General features: G+C 66.9%; 21 protein-coding genes and 2 tRNA genes. 20 read left to right on the plus strand and 3 right to left on the minus strand.

Annotated elements, in window-relative coordinates; translation table 11 throughout:
- Window positions 1-27: 27 nt before the first annotated feature.
- On the minus strand, window positions 28-1,650 hold the full coding sequence (locus A3Q7_RS0114875; protein ID WP_018412696.1) for an ABC-F family ATPase: 1,623 nt from the start codon (window positions 1,648-1,650) through the stop codon (window positions 28-30).
- A gap of 133 nt (window positions 1,651-1,783) precedes the next feature.
- On the opposite strand from A3Q7_RS0114875, the gene gshA reads away from it, so the two are divergent.
- From gshA to A3Q7_RS0114890, 3 genes are read left to right on the plus strand one after another with little or no spacing between them, the layout of a single operon-like run.
- Window positions 1,784-3,106, plus strand: a complete 1,323-nt coding sequence (gene gshA / locus A3Q7_RS0114880; protein WP_018412697.1) for a glutamate--cysteine ligase — start codon at window positions 1,784-1,786, stop codon at window positions 3,104-3,106.
- Complete coding sequence (gshB, locus tag A3Q7_RS0114885) at window positions 3,103-4,053, plus strand: glutathione synthase (RefSeq protein WP_018412698.1); 951 nt, start codon at window positions 3,103-3,105, stop codon at window positions 4,051-4,053. The genes gshA and gshB overlap by 4 nt, the downstream gene beginning before the upstream one ends.
- A 1-nt stretch (window position 4,054) precedes the next feature.
- The gene (locus A3Q7_RS0114890) at window positions 4,055-5,080 is read left to right on the plus strand and encodes an FAD:protein FMN transferase (RefSeq protein WP_157278209.1); all 1,026 of its coding nucleotides are present in this window, start codon (window positions 4,055-4,057) and stop codon (window positions 5,078-5,080) included.
- A gap of 8 nt (window positions 5,081-5,088) precedes the next feature.
- Here A3Q7_RS0114890 and A3Q7_RS0114895 read toward each other — a convergent pair whose 3' ends face one another.
- A complete protein-coding gene (locus A3Q7_RS0114895) occupies window positions 5,089-6,159 on the minus strand; it encodes a GGDEF domain-containing protein (protein ID WP_018412700.1) in 1,071 nt (356 codons plus the stop codon).
- A 118-nt stretch (window positions 6,160-6,277) separates the two neighbouring features.
- Here A3Q7_RS0114895 and A3Q7_RS21305 point away from each other — a divergent pair, with 118 nt between their 5' ends.
- The 13 genes from A3Q7_RS21305 to A3Q7_RS0114955 all read left to right on the plus strand — a co-directional run bounded on the left by A3Q7_RS21305 (window position 6,278) and on the right by A3Q7_RS0114955 (window position 15,329).
- Window positions 6,278-6,448, plus strand: coding sequence for a DUF2256 domain-containing protein (locus A3Q7_RS21305; RefSeq protein WP_077231366.1), 171 nt, complete (start codon window positions 6,278-6,280; stop codon window positions 6,446-6,448).
- Window positions 6,441-7,988: a cryptochrome/photolyase family protein gene (locus tag A3Q7_RS0114900; RefSeq protein WP_018412701.1), complete on the plus strand. Its 1,548-nt coding sequence runs from the start codon at window positions 6,441-6,443 to the stop codon at window positions 7,986-7,988. The genes A3Q7_RS21305 and A3Q7_RS0114900 overlap by 8 nt, the downstream gene beginning before the upstream one ends.
- A gap of 120 nt (window positions 7,989-8,108) precedes the next feature.
- Window positions 8,109-8,552 carry a tol-pal system-associated acyl-CoA thioesterase gene (gene ybgC, locus A3Q7_RS0114905; RefSeq protein WP_018412702.1) on the plus strand — a complete coding sequence of 148 codons (444 nt, stop codon included), beginning with the start codon at window positions 8,109-8,111 and terminating at the stop codon, window positions 8,550-8,552.
- Window positions 8,549-9,226 (plus strand): protein TolQ, encoded by a 678-nt coding sequence (gene tolQ / locus A3Q7_RS0114910; protein WP_018412703.1) that lies wholly within the window; start codon window positions 8,549-8,551, stop codon window positions 9,224-9,226. Before ybgC ends, tolQ begins: the two co-directional genes overlap by 4 nt.
- A gap of 24 nt (window positions 9,227-9,250) precedes the next feature.
- Window positions 9,251-9,658 (plus strand): ExbD/TolR family protein, encoded by a 408-nt coding sequence (locus A3Q7_RS0114915; RefSeq protein WP_018412704.1) that lies wholly within the window; start codon window positions 9,251-9,253, stop codon window positions 9,656-9,658.
- Window positions 9,658-10,497 carry an energy transducer TonB gene (locus A3Q7_RS0114920; RefSeq protein WP_018412705.1) on the plus strand — a complete coding sequence of 280 codons (840 nt, stop codon included), beginning with the start codon at window positions 9,658-9,660 and terminating at the stop codon, window positions 10,495-10,497. The genes A3Q7_RS0114915 and A3Q7_RS0114920 overlap by 1 nt, the downstream gene beginning before the upstream one ends.
- 33 nt (window positions 10,498-10,530) lie before the next feature.
- Window positions 10,531-11,805 (plus strand): Tol-Pal system beta propeller repeat protein TolB, encoded by a 1,275-nt coding sequence (gene tolB, locus A3Q7_RS0114925; protein WP_018412706.1) that lies wholly within the window; start codon window positions 10,531-10,533, stop codon window positions 11,803-11,805.
- Between the two features lie 47 nt (window positions 11,806-11,852).
- Window positions 11,853-12,413 carry a peptidoglycan-associated lipoprotein Pal gene (pal, locus tag A3Q7_RS0114930; protein WP_018412707.1) on the plus strand — a complete coding sequence of 187 codons (561 nt, stop codon included), beginning with the start codon at window positions 11,853-11,855 and terminating at the stop codon, window positions 12,411-12,413.
- Window positions 12,413-13,177 carry a tol-pal system protein YbgF gene (gene ybgF / locus A3Q7_RS0114935; protein ID WP_018412708.1) on the plus strand — a complete coding sequence of 255 codons (765 nt, stop codon included), beginning with the start codon at window positions 12,413-12,415 and terminating at the stop codon, window positions 13,175-13,177. The genes pal and ybgF overlap by 1 nt, the downstream gene beginning before the upstream one ends.
- Entirely contained in the window at window positions 13,174-13,851 is a 678-nt protein-coding gene (queC, locus tag A3Q7_RS0114940; RefSeq protein WP_018412709.1) for a 7-cyano-7-deazaguanine synthase QueC, read from the plus strand. Before ybgF ends, queC begins: the two co-directional genes overlap by 4 nt.
- A gap of 106 nt (window positions 13,852-13,957) precedes the next feature.
- Entirely contained in the window at window positions 13,958-15,076 is a 1,119-nt protein-coding gene (locus A3Q7_RS0114945) for a YeeE/YedE family protein (protein ID WP_018412710.1), read from the plus strand.
- Window positions 15,077-15,138: 62 nt separating this feature from the next.
- Window positions 15,139-15,214 (plus strand) — tRNA-Lys (locus A3Q7_RS0114950).
- Window positions 15,215-15,253: 39 nt separating this feature from the next.
- Window positions 15,254-15,329: transfer RNA gene (locus tag A3Q7_RS0114955), tRNA-Lys, on the plus strand.
- Between the two features lie 84 nt (window positions 15,330-15,413).
- On the opposite strand, the gene A3Q7_RS0114960 is transcribed toward A3Q7_RS0114955, so the two are convergent.
- Entirely contained in the window at window positions 15,414-15,635 is a 222-nt protein-coding gene (locus A3Q7_RS0114960) for a hypothetical protein (RefSeq protein ID WP_018412711.1), read from the minus strand.
- Between the two features lie 122 nt (window positions 15,636-15,757).
- On the opposite strand from A3Q7_RS0114960, the gene A3Q7_RS0114965 reads away from it, so the two are divergent.
- The 4 genes from A3Q7_RS0114965 (at window position 15,758) to A3Q7_RS0114980 (ending at window position 21,658) form a co-directional block, all read left to right on the plus strand.
- Entirely contained in the window at window positions 15,758-16,702 is a 945-nt protein-coding gene (locus A3Q7_RS0114965; RefSeq protein WP_232417995.1) for an asparaginase, read from the plus strand.
- A gap of 224 nt (window positions 16,703-16,926) precedes the next feature.
- On the plus strand, window positions 16,927-18,474 hold the full coding sequence (locus A3Q7_RS0114970) for an EAL domain-containing protein (RefSeq protein ID WP_040570697.1): 1,548 nt from the start codon (window positions 16,927-16,929) through the stop codon (window positions 18,472-18,474).
- Between the two features lie 30 nt (window positions 18,475-18,504).
- Window positions 18,505-19,197 (plus strand): ABC transporter ATP-binding protein, encoded by a 693-nt coding sequence (locus A3Q7_RS0114975; protein WP_018412714.1) that lies wholly within the window; start codon window positions 18,505-18,507, stop codon window positions 19,195-19,197.
- Window positions 19,190-21,658 carry an FtsX-like permease family protein gene (locus A3Q7_RS0114980; RefSeq protein ID WP_018412715.1) on the plus strand — a complete coding sequence of 823 codons (2,469 nt, stop codon included), beginning with the start codon at window positions 19,190-19,192 and terminating at the stop codon, window positions 21,656-21,658. The genes A3Q7_RS0114975 and A3Q7_RS0114980 overlap by 8 nt, the downstream gene beginning before the upstream one ends.
- Window positions 21,659-21,660 lie beyond the last annotated feature (2 nt).

The following is a 21,660-nucleotide window of genomic DNA, read 5'->3' on the forward strand; positions in this document are numbered from 1 at the left end:
GCGAAGAGCCCGGGGGCCTTCATCTCATCAACCCTCGATACCCTGGCTGGCGAGGTAGTCCTCGTAGCCGCCACGGTAGTCGATGATGTCGCCGTTGCCGCGGATTTCCACGACCCGGGTGGCCAGCGAGGACACGAATTCGCGGTCGTGCGACACGAAGAACAGCGTTCCTTCGAAGGCATCGAGGCCGGCGTTGAGCGATTCGATCGATTCCATGTCCATGTGGTTGGTCGGCTCGTCCAGCAGCAGCACGTTCTTGCGTTGCAGCATGAGACGGCCGAACATCATGCGGCCCTGTTCGCCGCCGGACAGCACGCGCACCGACTTCCTCACGTCGTCGCCGCCGAACAGCAGGCGGCCGAGCGTGCCGCGCACCAGCGTGATCGCGTCGTCGCCCTCGTAGCCGCCCTCGCGCACATAGCCGCTGATCCAGTCGGTCAGGTTCGCGTCGCTGTCGAAATCGGCCGAATGGTCCTGCGCGAAATAGCCCAGCCGGGCCTTTTCCGCCCACTTGATCGCGCCATGCTGTGGCTGCAGCTCGCCCACCAGCAGCTTGAGGAAAGTGGTCTTGCCGACGCCGTTCTCGCCGATGATGGCCACCCGGTCGCCGCCGTCGAAGGTGGCGGTGAAGCCTTTAAGGATCTGCGGCCCGCTCTCGTAGCCGAACACCACGTTCTCCAGCTCCACCGCCTGGCGGTGCAGCTTGTCCTTCGCGTCGTATTCGAAGCGTATCCAGGGGTACTGGCGCGAGCTGGGCTTGAATTCCTCGATCTTGATCTTGTCTATCATCTTCAGCCGCGAGGTGGCCTGCTTGGACTTGGACTTGTTGGCCGAGAAACGGCGCACGAAGCCCTGCAGTTCGGCCACTCTTTCCTTGGCCTTGGCGTTCGCCGCGGCGGCGCGCTCGCGTGCCTGGGTCGACGCCTCGATGTAATCGTCCCAGGTACCCGGATACAGCCGTATCGTGGCGTAATCCAGGTCGGCCATATGGGTGCACACCTGGTTCAGGAAATGGCGGTCGTGGCTGATGATCACCATGGTGCTGTTGCGCTCGTTCAGCGTGTTCTCGAGCCAGCGTATGGTGTTGATGTCCAGGTTGTTGGTCGGTTCGTCCAGCAGCAGGATGTCCGGATTGGCGAACAGCGCCTGGCACAGCAGCACGCGCAGCTTCCAGCCCGGCGCGACCTCGCGCATCGGTCCGTTGTGCTGTTCGGTCGGGATGCCCACGCCCAGCAGCAGCTCTCCGGCGCGCGATTCGGCGGTGTAGCCGTCGTATTCGGCGAACTGCGCTTCCAGTTCGGCGGCACGCATGTAGTCATCCTCGCTTGCTTCCGGATTGGCGTAGATGGCGTCCTTTTCCTTCATGCAGGCCCACATTTCGGCATGGCCCATCATGACCACGTCGAGCACCCGCTCATCTTCGTAGGCGAACTGGTCCTGGCGCAGGAAGGCCATGCGCTCGTGCGGATCGAGGGACACATTGCCCGCGGTCGGCTCCAGCACGCCGGCCAGTATCTTCATGAAGGTGGACTTGCCGGCGCCATTGGCGCCGATCAGGCCGTAGCGGAAGCCGTCACCGAACTTGATGCTGACGTTGTCGAAAAGCGGCTTGGCGCCGAACTGCATGGTGATGTTTGAAGCGGACAGCATGGGGAACTCACAGGGCGGGACATGCGCGGATGCGCAGGGAAGGCGCAATTGTACCGGAGCGGAAAGCACGTCCCGGCCCAGGTGTAGAATCCGCGGGCCCGAATATCACCGCGGATCGCGACCGCTCACGCCCATGGTGCCTCACCTGACGACCGCGCTCACCGGCCCGCTGCTCGCGCTGGAAAGCCGCTTTCTCGAACGCCAGACCGATATCGAACAATGGTTCCGCGCCCAGTGGCTGGACCATTCGCCGCCGTTCTACGCCTCGGTCGATCTGCGCAATGCCGGCTTCAAGCTGGCACCGGTCGATACCAATCTGTTTCCCGGCGGGTTCAACAACCTGAACCCGGAATTCCTGCCGCTGTGCGTGCAGGCGACCATGACCGCGGTGGAAAAGCTGTGCCCGGAAGCGCGCAACCTGCTGCTGGTGCCGGAGAACCACACGCGCAACCTGTTCTACCTGCGCAATGTGGCGCGGCTGGCCCACATACTCAAGCTGGCCGGGCTGAACGTGCGCATCGGCAGCCTGATTCCCGACCTTGCCGGCCCGACGCCTCTCGATCTGGGCGACGGCCAGACGCTGACGGTCGAACCGCTGGTCAGGCTGGCCGGCGGTCGGCGCCTCGGCGTGGAGGGATTCGACCCCTGCGCCATCCTGCTCAACAACGACCTGTCCGCCGGCGTGCCGGATCTGCTGCGCGATGTGAACGAGCAGACCTTCATTCCGCCGCTGCACGCCGGCTGGACCACGCGCCGCAAGTCTCAGCATTTCGAGGCCTACAGCGAGATTGCCCGCCAGTTCGCGGCGGTGATGGACATCGACCCGTGGGTGATCGACCCGCTGTACGACGTGTGCGGCGAAATCAACTTCCAGGAGCGCGCGGGCGAGGAGTGCCTGGCGACGCGCGTCGGTGCGCTGCTGGCACGCATCCGCGAGAAGTACGCGCAGCACGGCGTGGACCATGAACCTTTCGTCATCGTGAAGGCGGATGCCGGCACCTACGGCATGGGCATCATGACGGTGCGCGATCCGTCCGAGGTGGTCGGGCTGAACCGCAAGCAGCGCAACAAGATGGCGGTGGTCAAGGAAGGCCTGGAGGTCAGTTCGGTCATGATCCAGGAAGGCGTGCCCACCTTCGAAAGCGTCGATGGCGGCGCTGCCGAACCCGTGGTGTACATGATGGATCGCTATGTGGTCGGTGGCTTCTACCGCGTGCATGGCGAGCGCGGCATCGACGAGAACCTGAACGCGCCGGGCATGCATTTCAAGCCGCTGGCGTTCGAATCCTGCTGTTCCATGCCCGATCCCGGCTGCGCGCCGGATGCGCCGCCCAACCGCTTCTACGCTTATGGCGTGGTGGCCAGGCTGGCGCTGCTGGCGGCCAGCCTGGAACTGGAACGCGGTTTGCCGCTCAGCGAGGCGGAACAGGCACTCGAGGCGGAAGTGAGAGGATGAGCCTGCGTCTGGCCTTCATCGTCGATCCGCTGGATGCGCTCAAGCCGGCCAAGGATTCGAGCATCGCCATGATGCGTGAAGCAGCGCGCCGCGGCCACCAGATCTGGACCGTGCAGCGCGGCGCGCTCAGCCTGCACGGCGACGCGGTGAGCGCCGGGGCGGTGCGCATCCTGCCGCAGCTTGACGGCGACGCGTGGTACCTGGAGCAGGAAAGCGCGACCTGCGCGCTGCGGGCGTTCGACGCCGTGCTGATGCGTCAGGATCCGCCCTTCGATTTCGAATACATCACCGCGACCTGGATGCTCGAACGCGCTGCCGCCGATGGCGCGCGCGTATTCAACCATCCGCGCGCGATACGCGATCATTCGGAGAAGGTGTCGATCTGCGAGTTCCCTGATCTGATCGCACCCACCCTGGTGTCGCGTGACGGGCTCGCCATCAACGCCTTCATCGACGCGCACGGTGACACGATACTGAAACCGCTCGACGGCATGGGCGGGTCACGGATATTCCGCGTGCGCGCCGATGACGCCAACCGCAATGTGATCATCGAAACGCTGACCGAGGATGGCGCGCGCACCCTGATGGCGCAGCGCTACATTCCGGACATCATCCACGGCGACAAACGCGTGCTGCTGATCGCCGGCGAACCGGTGCCTTATTGCCTGGCACGCATTCCGAAGGCGGGCGAGACGCGCGGCAATCTCGCCGCCGGCGGTCGCGGCGTCGCGCAGCCGCTGTCGGACGCCGATCTGGCGATCGCGCGCCGGCTCGGGCCGATACTGGCCGCGCGCGGCCTGCTGCTGGTCGGGCTGGATGTGATCGGCGACCGGCTCACCGAAATCAATGTCACCAGTCCCACCTGTTTCGTCGAAATCACCGAGCAGACCGGCTTCGACGTCGCTTCCATGTTCGTGGATGCGCTGGAGCGCGCCGCTGCCTGCTGACATGGGCCGCATGTTCCGCGTCGCGCTGTGCCTGCTGTGTGCGCTGGCCGCCGGGTGCGGCAGCCGCGAGCAGGTCGAGCGGCAGGAATCCTTCGTGTTCGGCACCCGTGTCGAAGTGGTGGTGTATGGCGCCGACCGCGCCGTCGCGCGCGAGGCGCTGGGCGAGGTGCTGCGGGAATTCGACCGGCTGCACCGGCTGTTGCATGCGTGGCAGCCGTCGGAACTGACGCGTATCAACCGGGCCATCGCCGATGGGCAGGCGGTCGATATCGATGCCGAAATGGCCGCCATCCTGCGCGGCGCACAGACCGAGGCAGCGCGCGGCGAACAACTGTTCAACCCGGCGGCCGGCGCGCTCATCGCCGCCTGGGGCTTCCATGCCGACGAATTCGTGCCGCACCGTCCCGATCCGGCTTTCCGCGAGCGCTGGCTGGCGGCGCGCCCGAGCATGGCCGATATCGATATCGCAGCCAAGCCGGAGGGCGGAGCCCGGCTCACCAGCCGCAACCGTGCGGTGCAGTTCGATCTCGGCGGCTACGCCAAGGGGTATGCGCTGGATCGCGCGGCCGCGTTGGTGCGCGCGCGTGGCCTGTGCTGTGCGCTCATCAATATCGGTGGCAATGTGATGGCGGTCGGCGCCAAGGGAAGCAAGCCGTGGCGCATTGCCATCCAGCATCCCCGCAAGCCCGAGGCGCTAGCCACGGTAGAACTGCACGACGGTGAAGCCATCGGTACATCGGGCGACTATCAGCGCTACTTCGAGATGGATGGCGAGCGCTACTGCCATCTGATCGACCCGCGCACGGCGGAGCCGGTGCGCCACACGCAGTCGCTCACCGTGCTCATGCCGGCGGCGCCGGATGCCGGCGCGCGCTCGGATGCGGACAGCAAGCCGCTGTTCATCGTCGGCCGGGAGGGTTGGCATGCGCTGGCGCAGCGCATGGGCGTGGCGATGGCCCTGCGCGTGGACGTCGATGGATCGATGGACATGACCGATGCGATGAAGGCGCGACTGATCGCGCCGTGAGCATCCGGTCAGCCGTCTCCCGGTGTGGCGGCGGCTTCGATGCGGTTGCGCCCGGCCGCCTTGGCCCGGTAGAGCGCCGCGTCGGCCAGACCGATCAGATGTTCCGCGCCTGGCTGGCGGGCGGTGAATGTGCTCAGTCCGACGCTGACCGTGAGTGCCTCGGGTCTGTCCCAGTCGCCGTTCTCGACCCGCCGGCGTATCCGTTCGGCAATCGCGTGCGCACCGCCCTGATCGGTGTTCGGCAACAGCGCGATGAATTCCTCGCCACCCCAGCGTCCAATGTAATCCGTGCTCCGCGCCGCGTCGGCGATGAGCGAGGCGACCTGCCTGAGCACCTCGTCCCCGTGAGGATGGCCGTACCGGTCGTTTACCTTCTTGAAGTGATCGACGTCGATCAGGCACAGCGAAAAGGGTAGCCTCAGCCGCTGCGCGATCGCGCATTCGTGACGGAGTCTGTCCTCGGCCGCCCGGCGGGAGCCGACCCCGGTCAGCGCATCGGTGCTGGCTTCGTTTTCCAGTTCCACGCACCGTTGTTCCAGTATTTGCTGCCGCAGGTGAAGTTCGCTCGCCAGCGTGTGCAACTGGTCCAGCCTCAGCACGAGCTGCAGCTGCGCCTGTGCCTGGCGCGCCAGCGCGCGCAGCAGCTCCTGCTGCGCCGGGTCCAGCTGGCGCGGTCGTCTGTCCATGACGCAGAAAGCACCCAGCGCATGACTATCCGGGCTGTACAGCGTGGCGCCGGCGTAGAAACGCACGCCATGCGCGCGCGCCAGTTCGGTGTCGGCAAAGCGTTCGTCCAGCGCCAGATCGGGCACGACCATCAGCCCGTCGCGCGCGACGAGGGTGCGGGCGCACATGGCCTGATCACGCCGGGTGCTGCTGATGCACAGCCCCTGTACCGACTTGAACCACTGCCGGTCGCTGTCGACCAGGCTCACCAGCGCAATCGGCAGATCGAACAGCGCGCTGGCCAGCCGGGTCAGGTCGTCAAAGGCCTGGCTGGGGGGCGTGTCCAGCACCGCCATCGCCCGCAGCGCACTCAGCCGTTCATCCTCGCGCTCGGGAATCGGCGCCTGTTTCATGGTGTCCCTTCCATGGCTGGCATCAACGTCCGCCCAGCAGCAATCCTGAATGCACCGTAGCGAGGCGGAACCCGCTGCCGCGATTCCGGTCTGCGTCGCGAAAGCCTGCGGAGGTGTGATGTCCCATGATCGCAAGACCCCGTTCCGGGGCAACAAATCCAGTCTGCCGAGCAAGCCCTGCATGGCGTGCGGTCGGCCGATGAGCTGGCGTCGCGCGTGGCGCAACACGTGGGGGCAGGTCAGGTACTGCTCGCAGGCCTGTCGACGCAAGGGTCGCGCAGATGGCTGATCCGCGCAATATCGTGCTTGTGCTGGGCGACCAGCTCGATGTTGATTCGACGGCCTTTGCTGGCTTCGACCCCGGGGCCGACCGCGTACTCATGGTGGAGGCGGCGGGCGAATCGACCCGCATCTGGAGCCATCCTGCCCGCATCGTGCTGTTCCTGTCCGCGATGCGCCACTTCGCGGCATCGCTGCGCGCGCGCGGCTGGCAGGTCGACTATCGCGCGCTGCCGGGGAGCGGTGAGGGTGGTGACCACCTGCTCGATGTCATTGAGCACCGGCTGCGGGCGGACATGCCGCAGCGCCTGATCGTCGTGGAGCCGGGCGAGTGGTGGCTGGAACAGGGCCTGCGCGACATGTGCGGGCGCCTCGGGCTGGCGCTGGATCTGCGCGAGGACCTGCACTTCATGATCGGGCGCGGCGACTTCGCGCGCTGGGCCGCCCGCTACAGGCAGCCGCGCATGGAATTCTTCTACCGCATGATGCGCGAGCGCCATGGCGTGCTGATGGAGGATGGAGAGCCGGTCGGCGGGCGCTGGAACTTCGATGCCGACAATCGCAGCGGCTTCGGGCGCCGTGGTCCGGGTCCGGTGCCGCCGCCGCGCCGCTTTACGCCTGATGCGCTGACGCGGCGGGTCATGGACGAGGTGTCGGCGCGTTTCGCCGGCCACCCCGGATCGGCGGTCGATTTCGACTGGCCGGTCACGCGTGTGGATGCGCTGCAGGCGCTGGAGGACTTCATCGCCCATCGCCTGGATCTGTTCGGCCCGCACCAGGACGCGATGTGGACCGGGCAGCCGTGGCTGTGGCATGCGCGGCTCAGCGCCGCGATGAACCTCAAGCTGTTGTCTCCGCGCGAAGTGATCGATGCGGCGCTCGCCGCCTGGCGCGAGCGAAACCTCCCCTTGCAGTCGGTCGAGGGCTTCGTGCGCCAGGTGCTGGGCTGGCGCGAGTTCGTCCGCGGCATGTACTGGCTGGACATGCCGGCACTGCGCGAAGCCAATCATTATGGCCACACGCGCGCGCTGCCGCGCTGGTACTGGACCGGCGACACCGGCATGGCCTGCATGAAGGCGGTCGTCGGCCAGACGCTCCGCCATGGCTACGCCCACCATATCCAGCGCCTCATGGTGACCGGCCAGTTCGCGCTGCTGGCCGGCATCGACCCGAAGCAGGTCGAGGACTGGTATCTCGCGGTCTACGTGGATGCGGTGGAATGGGTGGAACTGCCCAACGTGGCCGGCATGACGCTGTACGCCAATGGCGGCCGCTTCACCAGCAAGCCCTATGTCGCCAGCGGCGCCTACATCCAGCGCATGAGCAACTACTGCGACGGTTGCCGCTACCGTCCGACGCTGCGCAGCGGTGATGCGGCCTGCCCGGTCACCGTGCTGTACTGGCATTTCGTCGATCGCAACGAAGCCAGCCTGGCGGCCAACCCGCGCACCGCCCTGATGGCGAAGAATCTCGCCAGACTGGGCGATGCCGAGCGCGCGGCTGTGCGCGACAAGGCTGGCGAACTGCTGCAGAATCTGGACAGGCTGTGACGCGAGCACGACGCCTGCGTCGCAGCGGCGGCGCCTCACATGCGCGCTTACATTCGTTTTCCGGCGGATTTTGCTGCTGTGCGCCAAGACTGACGGTCGCCTCGGGTAAAATCGGGCGCCATGACCTCTCCTGCGCAGGACGCGCCGGTGTTCCGCTGGCCGGTGCGCGTCTATTACGAAGACACCGACAGCTTCGGCGTGGTCTATTACGCGAACTATCTGCGTTTCCTTGAGCGCGCGCGCACCGAATGGCTGCGCGCGCTCGGTGTCGACCAGGTTGAGCTGGCAGGACAGGGCATAGGTTTCGTCGTGCGCACGGTGCAGTGCACTTATTTCAAGCCCGCGCGTTTCAACGATGCACTGGAGGTGCGCAGCATCGTCCGGGCGAACCGGCGCAGCGTGCTGGATTTCGAACAGCAGGTGTTCCGCGGCGAGGAACTGCTGCTCGAGGGCACGGTCGGCGTGGTCTGCATCGATGCAGCCACGCTCAGGCCGATCGCCGTGCCGGCAGCGCTGCGCGAACGTCTGCATCCCCACATCCAACCCGTCCGCACACATTCATGAACGTCACCGAAGACCTTTCCATCATTTCGCTTGTCGCGCACGCCAGCCTGCTGGTGCAGCTGGTGATGGGCCTGCTGCTGGCCATTTCGTTCATCAGCTGGTACTGGATCTTCCGCAAGTTCTTCGCGATCCGCGATGCGCGGCTGCGTACCGACAAGTTCGAGCTCGAGTTCTGGTCCGGCGGTGACCTGAATGCGCTGTTCCAGAGTGCGGCGAACGACCGTCACAACGCGGGTGGCATGGAGCGCATCTTCGAAGCCGGCTATCGTGAATTCACCAAGCTGCGCGCGCGTCCCAATCTCGATGCGGCCACCATTGTCGATGGCGCGCGACGCGCGATGCGGGCGACCTACCAGCGCGAAGTGGACGAACTGGAATCGCACACCGCCTTCCTGGCATCCACCGGTTCGGTCAGCCCCTACATCGGTCTGTTCGGCACCGTGTGGGGCATCATGAATGCCTTCCGCGGACTGTCCAATGTCGGCCAGGCGACGCTGAGCCATGTGGCGCCCGGCATCGCCGAGGCACTGGTCGCCACCGCCATCGGCCTGTTTGCCGCCATTCCCGCGGTGGTGGCCTACAACCGCTTCGCGCACGACATCGACCGCATTTCCATCCGCTGGGAAAGCTTCATGGAGGAGTTTTCCAACATCCTGCAGCGCCAGACCCGGTAAGCCACCATGAGAAGACAGCGCCGCATGATGAACCAGATCAACGTCGTGCCCTATATCGACGTGATGCTGGTGCTGCTCGTCATCTTCATGGTGGCGCCGCAGGCTACGCCGACCGGCAGCATCGAGCTGCCCAGCGTCGGCAAGTCGTCGCAGACGCCGGCTCAGCCTATCGAGGTGATCGTCAAGGCGGACGGCAAGCTGGCGCTGCGCGACCGCGATCGCGGCAGCAAGGAAACCGCGGTGAGCCGCGACAGCCTGGTCGAGCGCCTGCGCGAGATGCAGGGTGACGCCCCGCGCAACATCGTGGTGGCCGGTGACAAGGCCGCGCGCTACGAGGACATCCTGCGCGTGATGGATGCGCTGCAGAACAATGGATTCACCCGCATCGGCCTGCTGGTGCAGACCGGCCAGCCGACAGGGCCCGCGCGCTGATGCACGACTTCGCGCTGAAACGGCCGCAACCGGGTAAATGGCAGTCCGCCGCGCTGGCGGTCGGCATGCATGTGCTGCTCGGCCTTTTCCTGTACTACAGCGTGAGCTGGCAGACCCGCAAGCCTGCGGCAGTGCAGGTCGAACTGGTGGGCAGCCTGCCGCCAGTCGAGGCGCCCGCGCCAGCCCCGGTGCCGCCTCCGCCGGAGCCGGCAATCGAGAAGCGGCCGGAGCCGGTGGTCGAACCGCCGCCGCCTCCGCCGCCCAAGCCGGATATCGTCATCAAGGAGCCTGCCAAGGTCAAGCCCGAGCCCAAGGTTGAAAAACGGCCCGAACCCAGGGTCGAGAAGAAACCGGAACCGAAGCCGGAACCCAAGGTCGAGAAAAAGCCGGAGGCGAAGGCGCCCGTGCCGCCCCGACCGGATCCGCGCATCGAACAGGCGCTGCAGGAAAAGCTGATGAAGGAGTCGCTCGCGCGCGAGAACGCAGAGCAGATGCGCCGCCAGGCGGCGCAGGAAGCCGACCTGATCGCCCGGCTTGCCGCCGATGGCGCGCGCAGCAAGGCGCGCGACAGCTGGGCCGGCCGCATCAGCGCCAAGGTGCGCGGCAATCTGGTGCTGCCGCCGGGCGTGAGCGGCCAGCCCGAGGCGCTGGTGTCGATTTCGCTGTTGCCGGATGGTTCGGTGGTCGGCGAGCCGCGCATGAAGCGATCGACCGGCAATGCTGCGCTTGATGCGGCGATACTGCGTGCCATCGTCAAGTCGTCGCCGCTGCCCAAGCCGGAGGACCCAGCGGCTTTCGAGCGCAATGTCGAACTCATTTTCAGGCCGCTTGAACCTTAGGCGGAACCGATGGACATTCAGGGAAGGGATTCGATGATCAAGCATTTCAGATGGCTGCTGGCTGCATGTCTGTTCGTCGCGCACGGCGCCTGGGCCCAGCTTACGGTCGAAATCACCGGCGCCGGCGCCAACCGCATTCCGGTGGCCATCGCCAATTTCGCCGGCGAAGGCCTGCTGCCGCAGGCCCTCACCGGCATCGTGCGCGCCGACCTCGAACGCAGCGGGCTGTTCAAGCTGGTCGACCCGGGCCCGGCACAGGTGGCCGAGAATGCCGCGGTGGATCTGACTCAGTGGAAGGAGCGCGGCGCCGATGCGCTCGCGCTGGCCAGCATCGTGCCGGCCCCCGGCGGTCGCTACGAAATCCGCATGCGCCTGTATGACATCGCGCGGCAGGGCAAGCCGGACGGCATGATTTTCGTGTTTGCATCGGCCACCATGCGCGAGACCGGCCATCGCATTGCCGATTTCATCTACGAGAAGCTCACCGGCGAGAAGGGGGTGTTCTCGACCCGCATCGCCTACGTGAGCAAGAGCGCCGGTCGTTACGAACTGAAGGTGGATGACGCCGACGGGCAGAATCCGCGCATCGCGCTGCGCTCGACCGAGCCCATCATTTCGCCCGCCTGGTCGCCGGATGGCACACGCCTGGCCTATGTGTCCTTCCAGGCCAAGAAGCCCATCATCTACGTACATTCGCTGGCCACCGGCGTGCAGACCGTGGTGGCCAACTTCAAGGGTTCGAATTCGGCGCCGGCCTGGGCGCCGGACGGCAAGAGGCTGGCGGTCGTGCTGACCAAGGATGGTTCCTCGCAGCTCTACACCATCAATGTCGATGGCAGCGGTCTCACCCGCGTGGCCAGTTCCAGCGCGATCGACACCGAGCCCCAGTTCTCGCCCGATGGCGCCCATATCTATTTCACGTCCGACCGCGGCGGCAGCCCGCAGATCTATCGCGTGCCCTCCGGCGGCGGCAATGCCGAGCGCGTCACCTTCGAAGGTGGCTACAACGTGACGCCGCGCCTGTCGCCAGACGGCAAGACGCTGGCCTACGTCACCCGCAATGGCGGCCGTTTCCAGATCGCCGTGATGGACCTGGCGACGCGTCAGACCCAGATACTGACCGAATCGTCGCGCGACGAATCGCCGTCCTTCGCACCGAATGGCCGCATGATCCTGTATGCATCGGAAATCGGCGGTCGGGGCGTGCTGTCGGCGGTATCGGCCGATGGCCGCGTCAAGCAGAAACTGTCGGGATCGGCGGGCGGCGATGTCCGCGAGCCGGCCTGGGGTCCGTTCAATCAACCTTGATCACCAGCCGACGCACTGTCGGCACTTCCTCGGAGAGGCCTTTCATCATGCGCACCACCACCAAGCTTACGATCGCTGCACTGACGCTGGCCGTGCTGGCCGGCTGCTCGTCCACCGGCCCGGAACAGCCGGCCGCTCCGACCGAAGACAAGAGCCCGGCGACGCCGTCCGGTCCGACCGGCAGCGCGGTCCAGCCGTCCCAAGTCACCGGCAAGCAGATGACGCCGGAAGAAGCCCTGCTGGCATCGCTGAAGGACCCGAACAGCCCGCTGTCCAAGCGCATCATCTATTTCGACTACGACAGCTACGCGATCAAGGACAGCTATGCCAGCCTGATTTCGGCGCATGCCAAGTTCCTGGTCGCCAACCCGAAGTTCAGGATGCTCATCCAGGGCAATACCGACGAGCGCGGCTCGCGTGAGTACAACCTCGCGCTGGGCCAGAAGCGCGCCGAGGCGGTCAAGCGTGCACTCATGCTGCTGGGCGTGAACGAGGCGCAGCTCGAAGCGGTGAGCCTGGGCGAGGAAAAGCCGCGCGCATCCGGCACCGATGAAGAGTCCTACGCCGAGAACCGCCGTTCGGAAATCCTCTATTCGGGTGAATACTGATGTCGGCCCGCACCGGTGTCGCGGCTGCGCTCGCCGCGCTGTTTCTGGTCGCGGCGCCGGCGCGGGCTGCGCTGTTCGATGACGAGGTCGCGCGCCAGCGCATCGAGGACCTGCGCGCCGAGACGAAGAACCGGCTCGGCAAGCTGGATGGCCAGGTCGAGCAGGCGCAGCGCGTGCAGATCGACCTGAACAACCAGATCGAGGCGCTGAAGGGTGAAATCGCCAAACTGAGGGGCCAGGTCGAGGTGCTCACCTACGAGCTGGAAGCCGCTACCAAGCGGCAGAAGGACTTCTATCTGGACCTGGACAACCGGCTGCGCGCGGTCGAGAGCACTGCCGCCGCGGCGGCGGCCCAGCCGGCTCAGCCCGCAGTCGATCCCGCCGCGGAATCGCGCGATTACGAGGCGGCGCTGAACCTGCTCAAGGGGGGCAAGTACGCCGAGGCCCAGGTGGCGTTCGAGAGCTTCATCAAGACCTGGCCGGCGAGCAGCTTCCTGCCGGCGGCCCATTACTGGGCGGCCAGCGCCGCGTTCCAGACCAAGGCCTATTCGCGGGCCGCCGAACTGTACCGGCAGGTGCAGGTGCAGTGGCCGGATGACGCGCGGGCGCCGGAGGCGCTGCTGGGTCTGGCCAACACGCAGCAGGTTCAGGGCGACGTCAAGGGCGCGAAGAAGACGCTGGATACCGTGGTGGCCCAGTATCCCGGCACTTCTTCGGCAGATACCGCGCGCCAGCGGCTCAAGCAGATGGCGCAGAAGAAGTGAGCGTGCGCCGCGCCGTCGTGCTGCTGTCAGGCGGGCTGGATTCCGCCACCGTGCTCGCGATGGCGCGCGCCGACGGCTACGCGTGCTATTGCCTGTCGCTGGATTACGGCCAGAGGCATCGCGCCGAGCTGGTGGCCGCCGAGCGGGTCGCCGCGGCGCTGGGTGCCGCCAGTCATCGCACGATCGCACTCGACCTGCGCGCTTTCGGTGGCTCGGCGCTCACCGACAGTGCGATCGACGTGCCGACCGGCGGCCTCGAAGCGGGCATTCCGGTCACCTATGTTCCGGCGCGCAACACCATCATGCTGTCGCTGTCGCTCGCCTGGGCCGAGGTGCTGGGCGCGAACGACATTTTCTGCGGTGTGAATGCGGTCGATTACTCCGGCTATCCGGACTGTCGCCCGGAATACATCCGCGCTTTCGAAGCCATGGCCAATCTGGCGACCAGGGCGGCGGTCGAGGGCGCGAAGCTCTCCATTCACGCGCCGCTGATCAGTCTCACCAAGGCGGGTATCATCCGTGCCGGCACGCAGCTCGGAGTCGATTACGCCCTGACCGTGTCCTGCTATCAGGCCGACGATGAAGGCCGCGCCTGCGGCCTGTGCGATTCCTGCCGGCTGCGGCGGGAAGGTTTTGCGGCAGCCGGGCTGTCCGATCCCACGCGCTATTGCTGAGTGGCGGGGCCCCGGTCTGCGCAAGGGGCGGCCGCTGCCCGCCCCGGGGCGCGGAAACCCGGGCGCGTCCGCATCGTGCCTGCGATCACAAACTGGCTGAACCGCAATGACGGAACTGAACATACATACCGAAACGCTCGCCGCCGTGTTCGCGGTGTCGGTGGCGCTGGGCGCGCTGACCGCACGCACCGGCTTCTGCACCATGGGTGCGGTATCCGACTGGGTGAACATGGGCGACCTGGGCCGCATGCGTTCGTGGATGCTGGCGGTGGCCACCGCGATTGCCGGCGTGGCGGCGATGGAAGCGGGCGGGGTGATCGATCTGACCACCACCTACCCCGCCTACCGCGCGCCCCAGCTCGCCTGGCTGCGCAATATTGCAGGCGGCCTGCTGTTCGGCGTCGGCATGACGCTGGCCAGCGGTTGCGGCAACAAGACACTTGTGCGCATCGGCGGCGGCAACCTGAAATCGCTGTTCGTGCTGGTCGTGGCCGGCGGCTTCGCCTATCTGATGAACTACACCGACTTCAATCACGCGGTGTTCGGCTGGACGCATGAGTTCACCGTGCCGCTGGAACCGTCGGGCATGAGCAGTCAGTCCTTGTCCGCAATCCTTGCCGGTCTTGCTGGCATCGATGCGGCGCGCACCCACGCCGTGCTGCCCTGGCTGCTTGCCGGCGCGCTCGCGCTGTGGGTTTTCAGTTCGGCGGAATTCAGACGCAATCCGGACCAGCTTGCCGGCGGCTTGGGTTTCGGTGTCGCCGTGCTGCTCGGCTGGTGGCTCACCGCCGGCCCGCGCGCGGCCGCCTGGAAGGAATTTGCCGAATTCAGCGAAGTGGTGCCCAGCCGGGTCGAAGCGCAGTCCTACACCTTCGTCGCGCCGATGGCCGATACCGCCCGCTATCTGGCCGACCCGGGCAATACGTCGCTGATCAACTTCGGGGTCATGGCGCTGGCCGGCGTGATCGTCGGCGCCTTCCTCTACGCGCTCGTCAGCCGCCGTTTCCGCATCGAGTTCTTCCGCAATGCCGGCGACCTTGTGCGCCATGGCGTGGGCGGCGCGCTCATGTCCATCGGCGGGGTACTCGCGCTCGGCTGCACGATAGGACAGGGCATCACCGGCGTATCCACGCTGGCGTTCGGATCTTTCCTTGCACTGCTGTCGATGATCGCCGGCTGCGCACTGACGATGAAGCTGACCTTGTGGTGGATGATGCGCGAGTGAGGCGGTGTGCGGGTTGACAGACCCGTGACGCTCGCCTATAGTCCGCGCTCTTCGCAAGGCGAGGGTCGGTAGCTCAGTCGGTAGAGCAGCGGACTTTTAATCCGTTGGTCGCGAGTTCGAGTCTCGCCCGACCCACCACACGGTGGGCCGAGAAAAGTTGCGAATAAAAAGATTTCCGGGTTGTTAGCTCAGTTGGTAGAGCAGCGGACTCTTAATCCGTAGGTCGAGTGTTCGAGCCACTCACAACCCACCAGACGCTCAGGACGGGCCGCATTCTGCGGCCCGTTTTGCTTTCCGGGTCCGGTTTTCTTTCGCTATCGGCCCCATCCATGTGTGCTCAGCGCTCGCCCTTGGTCGTGGCGTCGCCGCTTACGCCGCGGATGACGCGTACCAGGCAGTACAGGAAGCCGCCGGCGCCAACCGCCGCCATCGGCAGCGAAAGCCCCAGCGACCAGCCGCCGGTCTGGCTGTCGTCGATCAGGTTGAGCAGGCTCAGCGTGACGCCGGACATGCCAAGTATGGCGAAGCCCAGCGCGGCGAAGAAGAACAGCAGGCGCATCGGTGCGTGATCCGTTCGGGGCGTGAAGCCGCATTGTGTCGCAAGCCTGCGGACCTGCACATCCCGTGTCGTCACGGCGCCGCGAGCGGTATGCCTTGCACGGGGGGCGCGCGGTCGCGAGAATGCAGCGGTTATCCGCACTGTTTCCATCGATGAAGCGCATCGTCATTCTGGGTACCGGCGGCACCATTTCCGGACTGGCTGGCCAGGCTGGAGACAATGTCGGCTACGAGGCGGGCCGCGTGGCGGTCGACGATCTCGTCGCCGGTGTGCCGGCGCAGCCGGATTCGCGGCTTGAAACCGAGCAGATCGCGCAGATCGATTCGCGCGACATGTCCTTCGATATCTGGCGCCGTCTGGCACAGCGCGTTGCGCATCATCTTGCGCGCGCGGACGTCGCCGGCATCGTGATCACGCACGGAACCGACACGCTGGAGGAAACCGCCTATTTCCTGCACCGCGTGTTCGCGCCTTCGCGCCCGGTCGTGCTCACCGCGGCGATGCGGCCGGCCACCTCGCTGGCGGCGGATGGCCCTCAGAACCTGCTCGATGCGCTGCATCTCGCCGCGATGCCGGAGGCGCGCGGTGTGCTGGTCTGCATGGCCGGGCAGGTGCATGCCGGCGCCGAGGTGCGCAAGATCCATCCTTACCGGCTCGACGCCTTCGATTCCGGCGATGCCGGGCCGCTCGGCTACATGGAGGAAGGCGCTTTGCGTCGCCTGCGTGACTGGCCTGCCGGAACCCCGCGCGGGGTGGCGGGCCTGGAACGCACTGACTGGCCGTGCGTCGATATCGTGATGAATCACGTCGGTGCCGATGGTCGCATCGTCGATGCTCTGCTCGCGTCGGGCACGCGCGGTTTCGTGGCGGCCTGTACCGGCAACGGCACCTTGTCGTCCTCGCTCGAATCGGCACTGCTGCGTGCGCAGGAGGCGGGCATCGCCGTGCTGCGCGCGGGCCGCGTCGCGCGGGGGAGTCTGATCGACGGCTCGGCATCGCGACTCCCCTCCGCCGGCGCGCTGACGCCGGTGCAGGCAAGGGTCGAACTGCTGTTGCGTCTGCTGTAGCGATCGTTGCGTACGATGCAGGTGCCGCAGCGGTGAAAGCCGCACGGCTTTCAGCAAAGTTTCACAGAATGGCGCGCGCAAATCCGGTGCCGAATGCGTGCTGCGCGCGCATGTACGCTTACACTTGTAAATTCCGTGCACACACCACAAGTGCCGCCCGACTGAAAGCGCTTCGATTCCGGGCGCCCTGTCAGGTGTGGCCGCAGAACACAAGAAGATTTCCAATGCGACGTCGCGCATTGACCTGGTTGCTCACTGCCGCGGCGCTGGTCGCCGGCCTGCTGCCCGTCGTGGCGGCGCTGTACTTTTCGTGGGTGTATACGCTGCGGGTGGAAACCCTGCATCTGGACGCCCTGGCCCAGCACGCCCTCAATCGTGCGGAGCAGGTATTCGATGATGCTGAAGTCGGGCTCGATCTGCTGCAGGATCATCACGGCCAGGTCTGCTCGGAAGAGCATGTGCAGGCGCTGCGCGACATCAACTACCGCACGCCTTTCGTGCGCGAGATCGCCTATGTCGATAACGGGGAAATCCTCTGCACGAGCATGGGCGATGGCTTCCAGCGCCGCCTGCCGGCTCCCGACTGGGCGGACAGCCAGGGCCGCCAGATATGGTTCCGCGTCACCCATGCACTGGATGACAAGAAGCCGTCGGTGGGCGTAGGGCGGGGGCATTACCTCGCCCTGATACACGCCAGCCACTTCGAGACACGCGCCGTGGGTGATACGCGGCTGGCGGTGCTGAGCACGACCGACTGGCTGCCGCTCGCGCCCATAGACGAGCTCCTTCTGCCCAGCATGATCGATACCGCGGTCACCGGCCGCGAGCGCATACAGGGCGACCGCCTGTATGCCGTGGTGCAGTCCCGCCATCTGCCCATGGTGGTGGTGGGCGCACAGACACGGGCCCAGCTTCTTGCCGCGTGGACCGAGCCGCTGGTCATGATGACCGCGCTGGGCATCCTGGTGAGCGCCTTGCTGGTGTGGGCGGTACGTCGCTTTTCGCGCGACTATTTCTCGCCGGCTTCCGCCCTGCTGTCGGCGATACGACGCGGCGAACTGCGCGTTGCCTATCATCCGCAGATACGACTGTCCGATGGCCGCTGTGTGGGCGCCGAACTGCTGGTGCGCTGGCCGGACCAGAACGATCCGGTCATGACTACCGATGATCTGGTCCATCTGGCGGAACACTCGGGATTCGAGCACGAGATCACCGCACGCGTGCTGCGCAACGCGATTTCGGAGATCGGGGACTTGCTGCAGCGACGACCGGAGCTCACCGTATCGCTGAACCTCGCTTCGCTCGATCTGGAGCGCGGCGATCTGAGCGAGCTGCTGAATGAGGTGGTGGACGCCAGCGGCATCCGGCGCAGCCAGATCGAACTCGAACTGACCGAGCGCACCCTGATACAGGCGGGGGCCGCCGCCGATGCGCTGGCACGTCTGCGCGAGGCTGGACACAAAGTGCTGCTTGACGATTTCGGCACCGGTTATTCCAGCCTGTCCTATCTGCACGACCTGCCGGTGGATGCGCTGAAGATAGACCGCGCTTTCGTCGGCACGATAGGTGCCGACACGCCGCATGCGCCGCTCATCCCGCACATCGCAGAAATTGCGCGCGCACGCAGCCTGCAGATGGTGGCCGAAGGCGTGGAAACCGAACAGCAGGCACGCTATCTGCGCGAGCAGGGGGTGGAGATCGCGCAGGGCTATCTGTATGCGCGGCCCATGGATGCCGGCGAATTCCGGCACTTCCTCGCCACCCGGAGCTGAACGCGCGCCGACCGGCACAGTCGACGCCGGATGCCCCTGGATCTGGACGCTACCGTGCTTGAACTGCGCGCTCTCAGCAAGACCTTGCCCGGCCCGCCGCTGCGCCGCCTGCTGGATTCCGTGGACCTCTCGGTCGCGCCCGGCGAGTACGTGGCCATCGTCGGCGAATCCGGTGCCGGCAAATCCACCCTGCTCAATCTGGTGGCGGCGCTCGATCGGCCCGACTCAGGCAGCGTGTGTTTCGGCGATGACGACGTGTCCGTCCTGGATGAGGATGCCGCGACACTCTGGCGCCGGCGCGAGGTCGGCTTCGTGTTCCAGTCCTTCCATGTACTGCCCTGGCTGGACCTCGCGGACAATGTCGCGCTGCCGCTGGCGCTTGCTGGCGCCGCGCGTGGCGAACGCCAGCGGCGTGCGCGAGAGGCCTTGCGGACGGTTGCCCTGGAGGGGCGCGCCGACGACAGTCCGACCCGTCTTTCGGGCGGAGAGCTGCAGCGCGTGGCGATCGCGCGCGCACTGGTGCACCGGCCGCGGCTGCTGCTGGCCGACGAACCGACCGGCAATCTCGACGCCGACAACGCGGAACGTATTGCCGCGCTGCTGCGAAATGCGGTCAAGACCAGTACGGCGTGCGGTCTCATCGTGACGCATTCGGCCGCCGTGGCCGCCACCGCGGATCGCGTGCTGCGACTCGCGCGCGACGGCCGGTTGCATCGTGCTTGAGCTGGTCTGGCGATCGGCGCGCCGCGGCCTGCGCGTGCTGGCCGTGCTGGCGATCGCGCTCGGCGTGGCGCTCGGGGTTGCGGTATCCGCCATCCATCGCGCTGCGCTCGACGAGTTCGAGGCGGGCATGCGCGGCGTGTCCGGCAGTGCCGACGTCGAGGCGGTGGCGCCGGGCGGCATGGACGAGCGGCTCTACCCTCAACTGGCCCGATTGCCCGATGTCGCTGCAGCCAGCCCGGTGGTCGAACGCGAGGTCGGCGTGGAAAGCCAGGGCCGCGCACTGCGCCTGCGCGTGGTCGGCATCGATCTGTTCCGTGCCCGCGACGTGCAGCCCACGCTGTTGCCACCCCCGGACGCGGCGGCCCGGCTGATGGAACCTTCGTCGCTGTTTCTGAGCCCTGCGGCCGCGCGCGTTCTCGGCGTGCGGCCAGGCGACGGGCTCGATCTGCTCGGTCACCGTTTCGCAGTAAGCGGGCTGTTGCCGGCGGCCGGTGAAGGCGCGGTGCTGGCGGTTGCCGACATCGCCGAGGTGCAGTGGCGATTGGGCACGCCCGGGCAGTTGAGCCGGATTGCCCTGCGGCTGCGGGAGGGGGTGTCGCGCGAGGCCGCTTTGCAGCGCGTGGTGGCGGTGTTGCCGCCGGACGTGCTGCTGCAGACGCCTGACCAGGCCCTCGAGCGCGCCGACCGGCTGTCGCGCGCCTACCGCGTCAATCTTGGCCTGCTTGCGCTGATCGCGCTTGCCGTCGGCAGCTTCCTGGTCGCCGCCACCCAGGCATCGGCGATTGCGCGTCGTGCGTCGGAAATTGCCCTCATGCGTGCACTCGGCATGACGCGCGCCCAGCTCATGCGCCTGCTCGTGGGCGAAGGGGTGCTGCAGGGCGCGGCAGGCGCCTTGCTGGGGATTCTCTTCGGCCATGGTTTCGCCGCGCTGGTGCTGCGCGTGATGGGCGCGGATCTGGGGGCCGGACTGGTGACGGGTGTGGCTCCGGAACTGGTTTTCGATGCCGCGGCAAGTCTGCAGTATGGCGTGCTGGGTATGGTCGCGGCGGCGATTGGCGCGGCATGGCCGGCGCGCGACGCGCTGGCCATGATGCCTGCACGCGCGCTGCGCGCCGGCGTGTTCGCGCCTCGGGTCCGTCTGCTTGGTGACCGTGCGCGCCGAGCCCTGCTGCTCGTGCTGACGGCAGCCGGTGTGGCGGCGGCGCTGGCGCCACCGGTGGCCGGCTTGCCACTGGGCGGTTATGTGGCGATTGCCTGTGCGCTGTCGCTGGCCATCCTGTGCATTCCCTGGGCCACGGCTGCATTGACTGCGCGGCTCCCCGAGCCCGCCAGCGTGCCGCTCGCTCTTGCGCTGCACCGTCTGCGTGCCGAACCGGCCTTCGCGTCGCGCAGCGCGGCGGGCATGCTTGCGGCCACCGCGCTGATGGCCGCAATGGCTGTCATGGTCACGTCCTTTCGATCCTCGGTCGACCGCTGGCTGGGCGACGTGCTGCCCGCCGAGTTCTATGTCCGGGGTGACCGGGACCGCCCCTGGCCGCACGACGTGGCGGGACGGCTGGAACAGGTCCCCGGGGTCGAGCGCGTCGAGCCGCTGCGCCACCGTACGCTCCAGCTAGGTCCGGACCTGCCGGCTGTCGCGCTCATTGCGCGGCCGGTGCCCGAGGATGCAGGGCGCGTGCTGCCTCGCGTCGGGCCCCTCGCTCCGCCGACGGACTTGCCGCGCGTGTGGGCTTCGGAAGCCATGGCCGATCTTTACGGCTGGCGCGCCGGATTGCAGGTCGATCTGCCGCTGGCCGGCCGTACGGTCAGCGTGCAGGTCGCCGGCCTGTGGCGGGACTACGCACGCCAGCACGGAGCCATCGTGATCGATCTCGCTCAGTACCGTCAGCTCACCGGGGATGAGCTGACGGACGACTTCGCCATATGGCTGCGTGCCGACGCCGACGCGTCCGCGGTTGCCGCAGGGCTGCGTCGGGCGAGCGGGCGCGGCGATACGCTCGAACTCAGTTCCAGCGCCGACATCCGCCGCCTCTCCCTGGGCGTGTTCGACCGCACTTTCGCCGCGACCTACGCGCTTGAAGCCGCCTCGGCGCTGATCGGACTGGCCGGCATCGCGGCCGCCTTCGCCGCATCGGCTGCGGCGCGTATCGGCGAATTCGGGCTGTTGCGCCACATCGGCTGCACGCGCCGGCAGATCGCGCTGCAACTGGCAGCCGAAGGCCTGCTGACCGCATTGCCGGGGCTGCTGCTCGGATTGCTGGCGGGATTCGTGATGAGCGCGCTGCTGATCGAGGTGGTGAACCGTCAGTCCTTTCACTGGAGCATGGAATGGGAGGTGCCCTGGATGCTGCTGCTGTGCATCGTGCTTGCCATGTTGACCTGCTCGATGAGTGCCGCGCTGCTGGGCGCGCGCCAGGCCCTGGGCGTGCAGCCGGTGCGCGCAGTGCGCAGGGGCGACTGACC

The sequence above is a fragment of the Methyloversatilis thermotolerans genome (assembly GCF_000372885.1).
Lineage (GTDB): Bacteria > Pseudomonadota > Gammaproteobacteria > Burkholderiales > Rhodocyclaceae > Methyloversatilis > Methyloversatilis thermotolerans.

Excerpts from the sequence above, each read along its gene's own strand:
- A3Q7_RS0114875 (WP_018412696.1), bottom strand. The coding sequence starts at position 1,650 with ATGCTGTCCGCTTCAAACATCACCATGCAGTTCGGCGCCAAGCCGCTT.
- gshA (WP_018412697.1), top strand. The coding sequence starts at position 1,784 with ATGGTGCCTCACCTGACGACCGCGCTCACCGGCCCGCTGCTCGCGCTG.
- gshB (WP_018412698.1), top strand. The coding sequence starts at position 3,103 with ATGAGCCTGCGTCTGGCCTTCATCGTCGATCCGCTGGATGCGCTCAAG.
- A3Q7_RS0114890 (WP_157278209.1), top strand. The coding sequence starts at position 4,055 with ATGGGCCGCATGTTCCGCGTCGCGCTGTGCCTGCTGTGTGCGCTGGCC.
- A3Q7_RS0114895 (WP_018412700.1), bottom strand. The coding sequence starts at position 6,159 with ATGAAACAGGCGCCGATTCCCGAGCGCGAGGATGAACGGCTGAGTGCG.
- A3Q7_RS21305 (WP_077231366.1), top strand. The coding sequence starts at position 6,278 with ATGTCCCATGATCGCAAGACCCCGTTCCGGGGCAACAAATCCAGTCTG.
- A3Q7_RS0114900 (WP_018412701.1), top strand. The coding sequence starts at position 6,441 with ATGGCTGATCCGCGCAATATCGTGCTTGTGCTGGGCGACCAGCTCGAT.
- ybgC (WP_018412702.1), top strand. The coding sequence starts at position 8,109 with ATGACCTCTCCTGCGCAGGACGCGCCGGTGTTCCGCTGGCCGGTGCGC.
- tolQ (WP_018412703.1), top strand. The coding sequence starts at position 8,549 with ATGAACGTCACCGAAGACCTTTCCATCATTTCGCTTGTCGCGCACGCC.
- A3Q7_RS0114915 (WP_018412704.1), top strand. The coding sequence starts at position 9,251 with ATGATGAACCAGATCAACGTCGTGCCCTATATCGACGTGATGCTGGTG.
- A3Q7_RS0114920 (WP_018412705.1), top strand. The coding sequence starts at position 9,658 with ATGCACGACTTCGCGCTGAAACGGCCGCAACCGGGTAAATGGCAGTCC.
- tolB (WP_018412706.1), top strand. The coding sequence starts at position 10,531 with ATGATCAAGCATTTCAGATGGCTGCTGGCTGCATGTCTGTTCGTCGCG.
- pal (WP_018412707.1), top strand. The coding sequence starts at position 11,853 with ATGCGCACCACCACCAAGCTTACGATCGCTGCACTGACGCTGGCCGTG.
- ybgF (WP_018412708.1), top strand. The coding sequence starts at position 12,413 with ATGTCGGCCCGCACCGGTGTCGCGGCTGCGCTCGCCGCGCTGTTTCTG.
- A3Q7_RS0114945 (WP_018412710.1), top strand. The coding sequence starts at position 13,958 with ATGACGGAACTGAACATACATACCGAAACGCTCGCCGCCGTGTTCGCG.
- A3Q7_RS0114960 (WP_018412711.1), bottom strand. The coding sequence starts at position 15,635 with ATGCGCCTGCTGTTCTTCTTCGCCGCGCTGGGCTTCGCCATACTTGGC.
- A3Q7_RS0114965 (WP_232417995.1), top strand. The coding sequence starts at position 15,758 with ATGCAGCGGTTATCCGCACTGTTTCCATCGATGAAGCGCATCGTCATT.
- A3Q7_RS0114970 (WP_040570697.1), top strand. The coding sequence starts at position 16,927 with ATGCGACGTCGCGCATTGACCTGGTTGCTCACTGCCGCGGCGCTGGTC.
- A3Q7_RS0114975 (WP_018412714.1), top strand. The coding sequence starts at position 18,505 with ATGCCCCTGGATCTGGACGCTACCGTGCTTGAACTGCGCGCTCTCAGC.